Raw genomic sequence first — 13,975 nt, 5'->3', positions numbered from 1 at the left:
CTCGTGAGTGGGCGCATCCACTCGCAGAGTTGGCGCTGATCGCGCTGGCGAGGCATCAGGTTGAGTCGCTGACGGGGTTCAGTCGACCACAAGGCCCAACCGCTCGCTTGGGCCCACCCTTCGACCATGGGCCCAGGTTATAAACCGGACCCATGGACGGGGCCCCGTCCCCGCCTGCGGCAGCGGTGGGGCTGGCCATGGCGCGGCTAGCCAAGCAGGGAGACCGCCCGGGCAATGACCAGGGCCAGCAGTACGAAGCCTCCGAACGATTCGAGCGCCATGAGGCCCTTAGCGCGCAGCGAGAGCGGCATCGCATCGGTCGGGCTGAACGCCATGGAGTTGGACAGCGAAAAGTACAGGTAGTCGAAGTACGACGCGACCCAGCCGATGCGCAGCGATGAGCGGGCCGCGACCTCCTCAATGGCGTCGTGGTCTTCGTCTTGCGGAAAGCGAAAGTCGGCCGGGGGAAAGTCCGCGCGGTCGGCGTGCCGCCTTGAGACCGGGCCGCCGCGGTCGAGTTCCCAGTAGACCAGGGCGAACGCGATGACGTTGGTCACCCACACTTGCAGGGCAGCGAGCAGCAGGGTTGAGCCGTCATTTTTACCGCCCGAGGTGAGCTGAATCACGAGCTGCACGAGCGCGACCTCGTTGGCCACGACCAGCAGGAACGCTTGGCCGGTGGCGATAGATCTCGACCAGCGGGTCTCGCGGTGCAACCGGTGCGGGTTCAGAGCGATGAGTGGGATCAGCATGGCGAGTCCGACGGCGACGACCGTGTAGCGCAGGCCGGGCAGAAACGTACTCGGCAGCGTGGCGTACAGCGCGAGCGCAATGAGCAGCCCGAGTACGGCCGGCCAGCGATGTTCAGCCCTCGCGCCCTGCTTCACGCTGTCGCTCATGTCGCTGAGCATAGGCCCGTTGTGCTCGGGTCGGCGCCGCGCAGGTAGGTGACCACTCGTACTTCGGAAGGTGTGGCATCCGTTTGGCGGGCCCACCTTAGGAACGTGGGCCCAGTTTATAAGCTGGGCCCACGTTCCTAAGGTGGGCCCAGACCGCGGGCGGGGTCGAAACCCCGGCCGCGGACGGGCTAGGAACCCAGCGCGATGTCGAGCTTGACTACCAGTTCGTCGACATCGAAGTAGTTGTTGATGACGATGACGTCGGCGTTGGTTTTACCGATCGCGTTGACGAGCTCAGACGACGTCAGAATGACCTGGGCGTCGGCCGCGGCGGCGCGCACGCCGGCGACATCCGTAGCCTGCACACTCGCATCGATGTCGAGGCGTTGGAGCGCGCGCTCGGCATTGACTTTGAGAATGGCCGAGGTGCCCAGGCCGATACCGCACATCACGACGATCTTCATGAGTCAGTCCTTTCGAACACGCTCCGCACGAACTCGGCGGTGGTCGCGCCGGCGAGGGCCGAAATCACCGTCGGATCGTTGAACACGTTAGCGAGTTCGGCGACAAAGTGCAGGTGGTCGTCGGCACCGGTAACGGCCAGTCCGACGATCACGCTGACCGGGTCGTTGTGAGGGTGCCCGAAGGTGACCGGCTCGGCGAGGGTGACGACGCAGAGTCCGTCGGTGAGAACATCCGCTCCCGGGCGGGCATGCGCGAGCGCCAAGCCGGGCGCGATCACGATGTAGGCGCCGAATTCGCGAATCACCTCGATCATGCGCTCGGTATAAGCGGATGTGGCGGCGCCGGAACGCACGAGGGCGTCCCCGGCCGCCGTGATGGCGGCCGGCCAGTCGTCGGCGTGCGCGCCGATCGTGATGGCGTCGAGCGGGAGGTGCGGCAGTGGCATGATTTCTTTCGGTTCTGCGGGGTGGTGCTTGGTGCGCTGGCGCTCTGGGCCGGCCGACGTCAGGCGTCGCCGAAGCCGGCTTCGATGGCCTCAACCAGCTCTTCGCGGTCTTCGAGCGGCAGGAACGCCGCGTGGGCTGCGTTGAGCTGGAAGATCTCCAGGTCGTCGAGGTCGTAGCCGAAGGCGTCGGAGAGCAGGGCGAGCTCCTGGCTCAGGGTGGTGTCGCTCATCAGGCGGTTGTCGGTGTTGACGGTGACCTTGAAGCCAAGCTGATAGAGCAGGTCGAACGGGTGGTCGAAGAGTTCCTCACCCCAGGCGGCGACCGCTCCGGTCTGCAGGTTCGACGAGGGGCTCAGTTCGAGCGTGATCTCGCGGTCGCGCACCCACTGGGCCACTGGGCCGAGGGTGACGAAGGTGTTGTCGTCGTCCTGGCGTTCGATGGTGACGTCTTCGGCGAGTCGCACGCCGTGGCCGAGGCGCAACGCTCGGCCATCGAACAGTGCGCCGCGAATGCTGTCGAGGCCGTCGGCCTCGCCTGCGTGCACGGTGACCGGCATGAATTCGCGAGCCAGCAAATCGAAGGCTGCGCGGTGGTTGCCGGCCGGGAAGCCGGATTCCGCGCCGGCGATGTCGAAGCCGACAACGCCGTCGAAGCGATAGCGCACGGCGAGTTCGGCGATTTCGAGGCCGCGGTTTGCGTGGCGCATGGCAGTGATGAGCTGGCCGATGCGGATACTGCGGCCCGACTCTTCGACGTTCTCAATGCCGGCTTCGATGCCGTCCTGCACGGCTTCGACGACCTCGTTGAGGGTGAGGCCGCGGGCCAGGTGCTGCTCGGGAGCCCAGCGAATCTCACCATAGATGACGCCGTCGTCGGCGAGATCCTCGACAAATTCGCGGGCGACCCGACTGAGGCCCTCGCGGGTCTGCATGACAGCGGTCGTAACGTCGAAGGTTTTGAGATATTCCACGAGCGAACCCGCATTGGACTGGTCGGAGAACCATTCGCCGAGCGCGTCGGCATCCGTTGTGGGAAGCACGAATCCGATCGAGTCGGCCAGTTCGATGATGGACTGCGGGCGCAGGCCGCCGTCGAGGTGGTCGTGCAGCGAAACCTTGGGCAGGGTGTTGATGCTCGTGCCGCCGCCGGGCATGAGGAATTCCTCGATCACAGTCATACGAACAAGCTCCTCGATACGGGGGCGGCTGTGAACTACAACCGCGCGCCCAGCTTATCGGAGCGGCTCTGGGCGGACCATGAGAAATGCGGCCAGCGGATGCCGCCCCTCCGTCAAGCCCTGCGGCCAGGGCCGGGCCCACCTTATGGCCGCGGGCCCAGTTTGTAGGCTGGGCCCACGGTCACAAGGTGGGCCCGGGCCCCGTAAGCACGAGTGGCACGCGTGCATCTACCCTGAACTGTGCCCACCAAAATCATTCTCGACTGCGATCCCGGCCACGACGACGCGATCGCGCTGTTGCTCGCCCATGGCAACCCGAACATCGACCTTGTCGCCGTGACCACCGTGGTGGGCAACCAGACCCTCGCCAAAGTCACCCGCAATGCCCTCTCCGTCGCCCGGGTGGCCGGCATCACCGGGGTTCCGTTCGCAGCAGGATGCCCGCGACCGCTGGTGCGGCAGATCGAGACGGCGCCGTCGATCCACGGCGAGTCGGGCCTCGACGGCCCGGTGCTGCCCGAACCGACGCTCCAGCTCGATGGTCGGCACGCGGTCGACCTCATCATCGACACGATCATGGCGCACGAGCCGGGTGAGATCACGCTCGTGCCGACCGGCGCCCTGACCAATATCGCCCTCGCCGTCCGCAAGGAGCCGCGCATCGTCGAGCGGGTCAGGCAGGTCGTGCTGATGGGCGGCGGCTACCACGTGGGCAACTGGTCAGCCACGGCGGAGTTCAACATCGTCATCGATCCCGAAGCCGCCCATATCGTCTTCAACGAGAAGTGGCCCCTGACCATGATCGGCCTGGATCTGACCCACCAGGCCCTCGCCACCCCCGACATCGCCCGGCGCATCGCGGCCGTCGGCACCGCCCCCGCCCGGTTCGTCGGCGAGCTGCTCACGTTCTTCGCCGAGACCTACAGGGATGCCCAGGGTTTCGACTATCCGCCGGTGCACGACCCGTGCGCGGTTGCCTACGTCATCGATCCGAGCGTGATCACCGTGCGCAAGGCTCCCCTCGATGTGGAGCTGGCCGGCACCCTCACCCTCGGCATGACCGTCGCCGACTTTCGCGCGCCGGCCCCGGCGGACTGCAGTACGCAGGTGGCCGTCGACCTCGACCACGAGAAGTTCTGGGCGCTCATCGTCGATGCCCTCGAGCGCATCGGTGACCCGCCGCAGCACTAGGCCGCCTGACCGCGCAGCCGTGAATCCGCCGCAGGCCCCCGACCGTCGCGTGACTTCCACCCTTCAAACGGGGTTGGATGGAGCTCTACGACAAACGGGAGACCCATGACCACGCGCGCCAAACACCTCCCCGACATCCAGATTCCCGACCTGCACGGCAAACTTGCCGTCGTCACCGGCGCCAACAGCGGCCTCGGATTCGGCCTCACCGGCCGCCTCGCCCGCGCGGGCGCCGAGGTCATCCTTGCCGTGCGCAATGAGGACAAGGGTGCCGCAGCCGTGAGACGCATTCGTGAGCAGACCCCGGAGGCGAGCGCCAACATCCGTCATCTCGATCTGGCCTCGCTGTCGAGCATCGCTGGATTCGGTGAGGAGCTCACGAAGGAAGGGCGCCCGATCGATATTCTGCTCAACAACGCTGGCCTCATGATGCCGCCGGTGCGCGACGAGACCGAAGACGGCTTCGAGCTGCAATTCGGCACCAACCACCTCGGCCATTTCGCGCTCACCGCCCACCTGCTGCCGCTGCTGCGCGCCGCCACAACGAGCCGGGTCGTGAGCCTCTCAAGCCTGATCGCCCGCACCGGACGCCTCGATTTCGACGACCTGCAGGGCTTGCGCTACCGGCCGCACCGCGCTTACGCGCTCTCCAAGCTCGCCACGCTCATGTTCGCGCGCGAACTCAACCGGCGCAGCGTCGTCGGCGGCTGGGGCCTGCGCAGCATCGCCGCTCACCCGGGCGCAACCGTCACCAACCTGCAGATCACCGGCCCCACCCACAAGGGAGCTTCGGCCCGGGTCTTCCTCGCCGTCAACGAGGCCAGCCACCACATCGGCTGGATCTGGCAGCAGATCGACCAGGGCATCCTGCCAGCGCTCTACGCGGCGACGAGCCCGGCAGCGGCTGGCGGCGGCTACTACGGCCCCGGTGGATTCGGCGAACTCACCGGCGCCCCCGCTCCCGCCAGGCTGCCCCCGCGCTCGCTCGACGAAGCCGATGCCCGCCGTCTCTGGTCGCTGTCCGAGGAACTCACCGGCGCCACCTTCCCGGCCGTGTAGTTCAGCTGTCGATGACTTTTACGAGCACCCGGGCCAGGCGCTTCCGAATAATGTGGTCGTTGGCCTCGACGCGGTGCATGGTGACGTGCCGCATCCGCTCGATAACGGTCATGCTGCCGTGCGCGATGAACGCGTCAAACGCTCCGTAGATCACGTCGACCGGCACCGTGAGGCTCGCGATGTCGTTCACCACTGTCTGCGATTCGATACAGTGCTCCATCGATTTGATGAAGGGTGTCCAGGTCTTCTCGGTGAGTTCGAAGATGCCCTTGGGCAGCAGGTGCGACATGATCGCGGCGTTGGCCAGCGTGAATTCCTTGTTGGCGCGCAGAAAATCATAGGCGCGCAGGTAAGCACTGACCCGGGCCTTGACCCGCGGATCGCCGATGTCACGCGGCGAGACGTAGACCGGCGGCCCCACGAGCACCATGCGCGACACCGAGCCGCGACCGGTTAGACGCCGCCGGAATGTCGCGACAAGGCCGTGTCGCTCCATCGCCGCGTAGCGCGTGCTGATCAGGCTGCCGAGCGAGTGGCCGACGAGCACGAACGGCTCGCGTAGCTTCAACGAGCGGATGGTCGCGGCCAGGGCCCCGACGTGATCCTCCAGCCGGTACTGACACCCCTCCGGTGCGGGGGATTGCCCGAACCCCAGGATGTCGACGGCGATCACCCGGTGATTTGGGGTTAACAGCGGGATCACCTCGTAGAACGTGACCGAGGATGACGCGATGCCGTGCACGAGGATCACGACCGGGCCGGTCCCGGCATCCGTTGCCACGTGCAACAGCGGCGGGCGACGCCGACGCGTCCTGCGCATCCGCTTCGCCCACCAAGTCATGCGCTAATTATCGTTGCGCAGGGTGGCCTTGAAGTCGTTCTTGGCCGCGGTGGCATTGCGCTCGGCTTCGGCGTGCCTGACCTCACCCTCAGCCTTCTTCACCTTGGCGTCGGCCTTCGCCTCGTCAGCCTTGTCTTCAATGCGGTCCTTGGCGTCATCCACCGCGCGACCGATCTTCTTGCCCGTGGCGTCGAGTGCATCCTTGGCGTCGTCTACGAATCCCATGTCGTCCTCCTGGTCGTTACGAGTCGAGCTGTTCCGCCGACCCCATGACCTTACTTCGGGGAGGTAGGTATCGAGTCCCAATTGTAATCCGACTCCCAGACTGCCTCCAGCGTGTGACGCCGACACGCTCATACAGTGAAGCATGAGACGAACCTGGGGTGTGATCGCGGTGCTCATGACGGCCGCGTTGTTGGCGGGGTGCACTGCGAACAGCGGTTCTGTGAGCACCGATTCGTCCGGCAGCGTGTCGGGCGGGGTCGTCCCGGCCGAGGACGCCCGCGACATCACCGGAACCACGAGCGATCTGAACACCGCCAATCGCGACGTCATCACCACCGGGTCTCTCTCGATCACCGCGACCGACCCGGTCAAAGCGAGCGAATCGGCCGTAACCATCACCGAACAGGCCGGCGGCCGGGTCGACAGCCGCAGCGAAAACCCGGCGACCGATATCCAGCCGGCGAGCGCGAACCTGACCCTGCGCATCCCGTCCGACGAACTCGACCGCACGCTGGCCGAGCTGAAGAAGCTCGGCCGGCTCAACTTCGTCTCACTCACCGCAAAGGACGTCACCCAGCAGAGCCAGGACCTCGACGCCCGTATCACCGCCCTGACCACCTCGGTCGACCGGCTCCTCGCGCTGATGGCCTCCGCCACCACCACGGCAGACCTGATCAGCATCGAAAGCGCCCTGTCGAGCCGGCAGGGTGAGCTGGAAAGCCTGCAGTCCCAGCGAGACTTCCTCGCTGACCAGATCGACTACTCGACCGTGCAACTGGAGCTGGTTGCGGAGGGCACCGTCGCCGAGGGCGGGCCCGATACTTTTTGGACCGGCATCATCGCCGGTTGGACTGCCCTCGTCACAGCCCTCGGCGGCCTGTTAATCGGCCTTGGAGTGGCCCTGCCGTGGCTCATCGTGCTGGCAGTTTTCGGAGCAATTGTGTTGCTTATCGTGCGGTTGTTCGCACGCCGGCGCAAGCCTGCATAGGCTTGTCTATGTGACCGAGTTTCTCCCTGCTCTAGCCCTGCCCGAAACGCCTCCGGCAGTGCCCGTTTCTATACCCACAAGCGACCCAAATGAGCCGCTGCTCTCTGACCAAATCTTGGCCGGCATCCGTTCGCGGGCTGCCGGTTATGACCAGGCCAACACGTTCTTTACCGACGACCTCGAGGACCTCGTCGCCGCCGACTATCTGCGTGCCCTCGTGCCAACCCGGTTCGGCGGACTCGGCCGCACCCTGGCGCAGACCGCGCGCGAGCAGACCCGGCTCGCCGCACACGCCCCGGCCACCGCTCTCGGGGTGAACATGCACCTGATCTGGACGGGAGTAGCTGCCAGCCTCTACGCCCAGGGCGATCACTCGCTCGATTTTCTGCTCGAGGAGGCCGGCCGCGGCGAAATCTTCGCCTTCGGCGTGAGCGAACCCGGCAACGACCTCGTTCTGTTCGGCTCGACAACGGATGCCCTCCCCCAGGCAGATGGCGGCTACCGGTTCACCGGCACCAAGGTTTTCACCTCACTCTCCCCGGTCTGGACCCGGCTCGGCACCCTGGGCCTCGATTCTTCAGCCCCGGACGACCCTCGGATCGTCTGGGCGTTTATCGATCGAGCGGATGCCGGCATCCACTCAAAAGACGACTGGAATACCCTCGGCATGCGCGCCAGCCAAAGCCAGAGCACTGTGCTGGAGGGTGCCCTGGCACGCCCCGACCGGGTCGTGCGCAAGCTGCCGGTCGGCCCGAACGGCGACCCGCTCGTCGCCGGCATTTTCGCTAACTTTGAGATTCTGCTCAGTGCGGTGTACACCGGTATCGGCCAGCGCGCGCTTGAACTCGCAGTTGCTGGCGCGCAGCGACGTACATCGCGGAGGAACGACGGGCGCACTCACGCGCAGGATCCGGTGGCACGCTGGCGGGTGGGCGACCTCGTCATTGCGATGGACGGCATCTACCCGCAGATCGACGCCCTCGCGCGCGCGGTCGACGAGCAAACCTGGGAGGTCGGTCCGGCTTGGTTCGCCCAGCTGTCCGGGCTCAAGTATCGGGCCACCCAAAACGCCAAGTTTGTCGTCGATACCGCCGTGCAGGTCGCGGGCGGCTCCGCCTTCAACGCAAGCTCCGAACTCGCGCGGCTCTACCGCGACGTGCTCGCGGGCTTCTTCCACCCCTCCGACGCGGACTCCGCGCACGCGACCGCCGCAGCATCCGCCCTCGGCCCAATCGATGTGCGCACCTCATGAGTTTTAGCAAAACCACCGCCATCTCGCTCGACCACGCCGGCTACACCCGGGCAGTGCTCGACCTCACCATGCGTCTGGCCGAGGTCATCTTCACCGCCGGTGCCGGTGCCGAAGATGCGACCGCCGCCATGATCGCGCTCACCCGGGCCTACGGGCTCAAGGGTACTGACGCCAATATCACGCACACGACCATCACGCTCACGCAGGAAGATGCGTTGACGCACGAGTCGATCATTCGCAGCCGCAACGTGAAGTACCGCACACTCGACTACTCCAAGCTCACCGCGACGTCGGAACTGATCGCGGACATCATCGAAAAGCCGATCGAACTGGCCGAGGCGCGGAAGATTCTCGCGACCATCGTCAGCTCCAAGCCGCAGGTGCCCAAGCAGTGGCGGCGCATCGGCTGGAGCCTGGTCGGCGCGGGCGCCGCCGTGCTCATCGGCGCCGGACCCACCGTGATCATCGCCGCGTTCGTGGCCACCTGGATCATCGACTGGATCACCTCGGTGCTGGACCACCGCCAGGTTCCGCTGTTCTATCAGACCGTCGTCGGCGGCGCGATCGGCCCGATCGTCGCCGCGATCGTCGGGCTCATCGACCCCACAGCGAACCCCTCGCTCGTGGTCGTCGCGACCATCATCATGCTCCTCGCCGGAGTGACCACGTTCGGCGCCGTGCATGACACACTGTCGGGGTTCTACCTCACCGGCACCGCCCGAATGGTGGAGGCCCTGCTCATCACGGCCGGTCTGGTCACCGGGGTGTCCGGCTCCGCGCTCTTCCTGGCCCGGTTCGGGCTGCTGCTCGAAATCGATTCGAACCCGATCGTGACGCTCGGCGTTCTGCCGGTGCTGCTCGTGGCAGCGATCGTGATCGTGATCGGCTTTGCGCTGGCCGTGCAGGTGCCGTGGCGCGCGGTCTGGGTGGTCTGCGTGCTCGGTGCCCTCGCCGAATTTCTGTTCGTCGCCGCCCTGGCCGCGGGATTCGGAATGGTCTGGGCCTCGGCGGCGAGCGCTCTCGGCGTCGGGCTGCTGGCCGCCGTCACCGCCCGCATCGTGCGCACCCCGCCGCTGGTCATCATGGTGACGGCTCTGGTGCCGCTGGTGCCTGGACTCACCCTGTTTCGCGGGCTGCTCATGCTGTCAGAAGGCGACATCAACGGGCTGCTTTCCCTGCTCACTGCCGCAGGTATCGCCATGGCCCTGGCGGCCGGCGCCCTACTGTCGCAGTACATCGTGCAAATCGTGTGGGGCCCGGCTCGCCGGCTGCAGCGCCGCTTCGTCGGGCCGCTCATGGCCCTGCCGGTGCGGCTCGGCCGGGACTCCACCAAGCGCATCTAGCGCGCTGCGGCATCCGCTTTCAGAGCGGATGCCGCGACGCCACCGATCAGTTGGGAACGTCGGCCTCGCCGTCGGCTTCGGCGACGTCTTCCTCGACGAAGCGGTACGGGATGGGCTCATCGGTCTCATGCCCGCGCTTGTAGGTGCGCGTGATCGTTTCGGTATCTTCAACCGCCTCGAGCACGATCACGTCCTGGTATTCACCGTCGATGTATTCCAGCTCCACCTCGGTTCCGGCGGCGATCGGGTTGGGTCCAAAGAGTACTGCCCGGTAGGTGGCGCTATGGCTCATGACGGTGACCTTTCAACGAGATAAGGGTTTCAGTAGAGCGTCAGCATACGACACACCGGCAGTGGGTGCACAGGTCTCCTGCCCAGTCGACCGGTTCGAACGCGACGGTCGGCGGCCAGAGATGACGTTTGCGGCAAATCCGCGTATTCTCAAGTTGACGGGGCCCCACGGCTCGGCGCGAAGGAGTACACAATGGCTGATAAATCACCGAAAAAGGATGCAACCAAGAAGGTTGCCGACAAGTCCCTCAAGGAAAAGAGGGCCGACAAGAAGGCGAAGTCTGAAGAGACCGCTTCTCGGGCCCGCAAGAGCTAGGTTCCAACCAGCGTACGGGGTGCCGCCACGATCGTGGCGGCACCCTCTTTCTTTGCCATCAGCATCCGCTCAAGAAGGAACAGTCATGACCCTGCCGACCGAAGACACCCGCGTACTGTACCCGAGCGGCGCCGTCGACACGCAGGCGACCGTGGTGCATTCCGAGCCGCTGGGCGACGGACGATTTGCCGTGCTGCTCGACGCGACCTGCGTGCATCCGGTCGATGCGGGCTGGCCCGACCAGGGTCCCGATCTGGCCCTGCTGCACCATGGCGCGGCTTTCTGGCCGGTCGACGACTGCATCGTGGGAGCCACCGACGGATCGGCACTCTACATCGGCGCCGACATTCCGGTGGCTAAGGGAACGCCTGGCTGGGCCTTCGTCGTGGTGCACGTGGTCGACGCGGCCGGATTGAACGCCGGCGACACCGTCACCGTTGAGGTCGACGAGGGCCTGCGCGATTCCACGAGCGCCGGGCACACCAGCTGCCACCTGGCCTCCCTCGCCCTCAACGCCGCCCTCGCTGACCGCTGGAAGAAGGAAGTGCGCCCCGATGCCCTCGGCACCCCCGACTTCGACGGGCTCGCCATCGACGAATCCCTCATCGGTCAGAACGCTTCCGTCGACACGTACCGGCTCGGCAAGTCGCTGCGCAAGAAGGGATTCACGGTCGACGGCCTCAACGAAGCGCTTGCCTCGATCGAAGCGACGGTCAACGCGACCCTCGCCGGGTGGATCAAGACGGATGCCGCGGTACGCATCGACCGCGACGGCGATCTGTTGACCGATCGCCGCTATTGGGTCTGCGAACTGCCCGGCGCGAGCGTGCGCATCCCGTGCGGCGGGACCCACGTCACCTCGCTCGGCACGCTCGGTGAAGTGACCGTGACGCTCACCCTGCACGATTTGGCTGGCACCGACGTGCTCACCATGAACACCTCTGCCACGCGCTAGCTTCGCGCATTGGGGGCAATCTGCGGGGCTATTCGCGCCTCAGAAGCAGCACTATGCACGGTGTTAGGGCGAGAGATTGCGCAATTCCTCTCATTGGCGCACAATTCAGGGGTACCAGGTCAGAGAGGACCCGCCATGAGCACCGTCATTGACAGCCCGGAAATCGGCAGCACCGCAGCGGATGCGGCCACCCCCGAGTTCTTCACCGGTTCCACGACCGACTTCTTCTCTTACGAAGACCTGCTCACACCCGAGGAGCGCCAGCTCGTGGCCCAGGCCCGCGCGGTGTTCGAACGCGACGTGCGCCCGGTCGTCGCGGAGCACTGGAACAACGCGACCTTCCCGTTCGAAATCGTCCCCGCGCTAACGGCCTTGAACCTGGTTGAACTCTGCGCGCGCGGCAACAATTTTCTGCTGCACGGGTTCATGACCCTTGAACTTTCACGAGTGGATGCCTCGATTTCCACGTTCGTCGGGGTGCACAGCGGCTTGTTCGCAGCGGCCATCGCCCAGTTAGGCACCGATGACCAGCGCGAACGGTACCTGGACGACGCCATCTCCCTGCGCAAGATCGGTGCATTCGCGCTCACCGAACCGGAGCACGGCTCCGACGTCTCCCGCAATATGGAAACGACCGCGACCCGCTCCGGCGACTCGTGGACGCTGAACGGCGTCAAACGCTGGATCGGCAGCGGAACCTTCGCCTCCAACGTTCTGGTCTGGGCGCGGGACACCGCCGACGACCAGATCAAGGGTTTCATCGTCAGCGCGGCCCTGGACGGGTTCACGGCCGAAAAGATCGAGAACAAGATCGCGTTGCGCATCGTGCAGAACGCCACCATCACCCTGGAGAACGTCGTGGTCGCTGAACGTGACCGCCTGCCCGGAGCCACCAGCTTTCGCGACACCAACCGACTGCTCACCAATTCCCGAGTCTGGGTCGGCTGGCAGACCGTGGGGCTGCAGTTCGCTGCCTACGACTGTGCTTTACGCTATGCCCTCGACCGCCAGCAGTTCGGCAAGCCGATCGCTTCGTTCCAGCTGGTGCAGGAAAAGCTCGTGCGCATGCTGGAAAACGCGACGACCTCCCTCGGCACGATGGTGCGCATCGCCCAGCTGCAACAGACTGGCACGCTGCGGCCCGAGCACGCGGCCATGGCCAAGGCCTCCGCCAGCACCCGCATGCGGGAATCCGTGGCGCTTGGTCGCTCGGTGCTCGGCGGCAACGGTATCTCCACCTCCTGGGGCATGGCCCGCATCTTCGCCGACGCCGAGGCGCTCTACACCTACGAGGGTAGCTACGAAATCAATACTCTCGTCGTCGGCCGCGCCATCACGGGCATCTCCGCGTTCCAGTAGCGTTGGTCGTCCGCCATCCGCTCACCAAGCCGTGAGTTTTCAGTCGTTGCCTTCACCGAGCCGTGACTTTCGCCCCATTTTCGGGCTAATACTTACGGGTCGGCAAGTGAAACTCACGGGTCGGCGAGCGATGCATAGCGCTTTGCACCGTCTCGGGTTGCCTGTGGATAACACATATGCGCGAGGGCGATTGCCGTCATGATCGCTGCATGCCCAGCACGCCTGCACGCGCAGCCCTGTCGTTTCGTCGATTGCGGACGAACCAAGAGCATCCGGCGTCCAGTCTCGAGCTGGCCAGGGCTTATTCCAAACGGATGCCGTCCACCCACGTCTTCAGTCACGCGACGGCGGCCATGATTCATGGGATCTGGTTACCTCGTCGTCTGGAATCGGATCGTCGGTTGCACATCTCGGTGCCAGCGGGCACGAGGGCACCACAGATGGTGGGCATCATCGGACATGAGGGTGTGGCCGGCGGTATCACGCGGGTGCATGGCTTTCCCGTGACCAGCCTCTTGCAGACCTGGATCGACCTCGGCCCGATACTGACACGGGTTGAACTCGTTGCCGTGGCGGACTTTCTGTGCAGCGGCCGCAACCCCTGGCACACGCCCGACGAACTTCGCGCCGTCGCGGCGCGCCTGATCGGGCGACGCGGATGCCGCGCCCTGCGCGAAGCTGCGGGTCTCACGCGGGTGGCGGTCGACTCGCCGCAGGAGACCAAGACACGTCTGTTCCTCGTGGATGCTGGGATGCCAGAACCGGTGGTCAACTTCGAGATCCGTGATTCAACCGGCGTCTTCGTAGCCCGGGTCGACCTGGCCTGGCCGCGTCTTCGAGTCTGCCTCGAGTACGAGGGCGATGGGCACCGCAGCGATCCGCGTCAGTTCCGCGTGGATATCACCCGCCGCGAACGCGTCGAAGACCAGGGCTGGCGCATGGTGCGCATCACCGACGACGACTTGAAAGACGGTGGCCGCGAACTTCTGCGTCGAGTGCGGGCAGCCCTGACCGAACGCGGTGCGCGCTGGTAGCCCGCGCGGCCGCATCCGCTCGCCGAGCCGTGAGTTTCGGCCCCCGTCGTTCACCGAGCCGTGAGTCTCAAGCCATTTCTAGCGATTTTCGGGCCGAAACTCACGGCTCGGCGGGTGAAACTCACGGGTCGGCG

Annotated in this window: 16 protein-coding genes; 9 read left to right on the top strand and 7 right to left on the bottom strand. The window is 65.7% G+C overall.

Going from position 1 to position 13,975, the window contains the following annotated elements:
* Nucleotides 1–206: 206 nt before the first annotated feature.
* From CXY70_RS09465 to CXY70_RS09450, 4 genes are all read right to left on the bottom strand, one after another.
* Nucleotides 207–899: a DUF1345 domain-containing protein gene (locus CXY70_RS09465; RefSeq protein ID WP_199183411.1), complete on the bottom strand. Its 693-nt coding sequence runs from the start codon at nt 897–899 to the stop codon at nt 207–209.
* Nucleotides 900–1,087: 188 nt separating this feature from the next.
* Entirely contained in the window at nt 1,088–1,363 is a 276-nt protein-coding gene (locus CXY70_RS09460) for a PTS sugar transporter subunit IIB (protein ID WP_104192112.1), read from the bottom strand.
* Complete coding sequence (locus CXY70_RS09455) at nt 1,360–1,809, bottom strand: PTS sugar transporter subunit IIA (RefSeq protein ID WP_104192111.1); 450 nt, start codon at nt 1,807–1,809, stop codon at nt 1,360–1,362. The genes CXY70_RS09460 and CXY70_RS09455 overlap by 4 nt, the downstream gene beginning before the upstream one ends.
* Before the next feature lie 59 nt (nt 1,810–1,868).
* A complete protein-coding gene (locus tag CXY70_RS09450) occupies nt 1,869–2,987 on the bottom strand; it encodes an adenosine deaminase (protein WP_104192110.1) in 1,119 nt (372 codons plus the stop codon).
* Nucleotides 2,988–3,227: 240 nt separating this feature from the next.
* Here CXY70_RS09450 and CXY70_RS09445 point away from each other — a divergent pair, with 240 nt between their 5' ends.
* Nucleotides 3,228–4,178: a nucleoside hydrolase gene (locus tag CXY70_RS09445; RefSeq protein WP_104192109.1), complete on the top strand. Its 951-nt coding sequence runs from the start codon at nt 3,228–3,230 to the stop codon at nt 4,176–4,178.
* 105 nt (nt 4,179–4,283) lie between these two features.
* Nucleotides 4,284–5,237, top strand: coding sequence for an SDR family oxidoreductase (locus CXY70_RS09440; RefSeq protein WP_104192108.1), 954 nt, complete (start codon nt 4,284–4,286; stop codon nt 5,235–5,237).
* A gap of 1 nt (nt 5,238) precedes the next feature.
* Here CXY70_RS09440 and CXY70_RS09435 read toward each other — a convergent pair whose 3' ends face one another.
* The gene (locus tag CXY70_RS09435; protein WP_104192107.1) at nt 5,239–6,078 is read right to left on the bottom strand and encodes an alpha/beta fold hydrolase; all 840 of its coding nucleotides are present in this window, start codon (nt 6,076–6,078) and stop codon (nt 5,239–5,241) included.
* A gap of 3 nt (nt 6,079–6,081) precedes the next feature.
* Nucleotides 6,082–6,303 carry a hypothetical protein gene (locus tag CXY70_RS09430; protein ID WP_104192106.1) on the bottom strand — a complete coding sequence of 74 codons (222 nt, stop codon included), beginning with the start codon at nt 6,301–6,303 and terminating at the stop codon, nt 6,082–6,084.
* A 142-nt stretch (nt 6,304–6,445) separates the two neighbouring features.
* Between CXY70_RS09430 and CXY70_RS09425 the strand changes: the two genes are divergently transcribed.
* From CXY70_RS09425 to CXY70_RS09415, 3 genes are all read left to right on the top strand, one after another.
* Complete coding sequence (locus tag CXY70_RS09425) at nt 6,446–7,291, top strand: DUF4349 domain-containing protein (RefSeq protein WP_104192105.1); 846 nt, start codon at nt 6,446–6,448, stop codon at nt 7,289–7,291.
* A 70-nt stretch (nt 7,292–7,361) separates the two neighbouring features.
* On the top strand, nt 7,362–8,543 hold the full coding sequence (locus CXY70_RS09420; RefSeq protein WP_369852372.1) for an acyl-CoA dehydrogenase family protein: 1,182 nt from the start codon (nt 7,362–7,364) through the stop codon (nt 8,541–8,543).
* A complete protein-coding gene (locus tag CXY70_RS09415; protein ID WP_104192103.1) occupies nt 8,540–9,886 on the top strand; it encodes a threonine/serine exporter ThrE family protein in 1,347 nt (448 codons plus the stop codon). Before CXY70_RS09420 ends, CXY70_RS09415 begins: the two co-directional genes overlap by 4 nt.
* Nucleotides 9,887–9,932: 46 nt before the next feature.
* Here the strand turns inward: CXY70_RS09415 and CXY70_RS09410 are convergent, their stop codons facing one another.
* Nucleotides 9,933–10,178, bottom strand: a complete 246-nt coding sequence (locus CXY70_RS09410; protein ID WP_104192102.1) for a hypothetical protein — start codon at nt 10,176–10,178, stop codon at nt 9,933–9,935.
* Nucleotides 10,179–10,370: 192 nt separating this feature from the next.
* Between CXY70_RS09410 and CXY70_RS18490 the strand changes: the two genes are divergently transcribed.
* The 4 genes from CXY70_RS18490 (at nt 10,371) to CXY70_RS09395 (ending at nt 13,841) form a co-directional block, all read left to right on the top strand.
* Nucleotides 10,371–10,493 (top strand): hypothetical protein, encoded by a 123-nt coding sequence (locus CXY70_RS18490; protein ID WP_255408738.1) that lies wholly within the window; start codon nt 10,371–10,373, stop codon nt 10,491–10,493.
* An 85-nt stretch (nt 10,494–10,578) separates the two neighbouring features.
* Entirely contained in the window at nt 10,579–11,448 is an 870-nt protein-coding gene (locus CXY70_RS09405; RefSeq protein WP_104192101.1) for a metal-dependent hydrolase, read from the top strand.
* 135 nt (nt 11,449–11,583) lie between these two features.
* On the top strand, nt 11,584–12,807 hold the full coding sequence (locus CXY70_RS09400) for an acyl-CoA dehydrogenase family protein (RefSeq protein WP_104192100.1): 1,224 nt from the start codon (nt 11,584–11,586) through the stop codon (nt 12,805–12,807).
* Nucleotides 12,808–13,016: 209 nt separating this feature from the next.
* Nucleotides 13,017–13,841: a hypothetical protein gene (locus tag CXY70_RS09395; protein ID WP_146066100.1), complete on the top strand. Its 825-nt coding sequence runs from the start codon at nt 13,017–13,019 to the stop codon at nt 13,839–13,841.
* Nucleotides 13,842–13,975 lie beyond the last annotated feature (134 nt).

Source organism: Cryobacterium sp. Y82 (assembly GCF_002929495.1).
GTDB classification, from domain to species: Bacteria; Actinomycetota; Actinomycetes; order Actinomycetales; family Microbacteriaceae; genus Cryobacterium; species Cryobacterium serini.
This window is presented reverse-complemented; position numbering and strand designations above follow the sequence as displayed.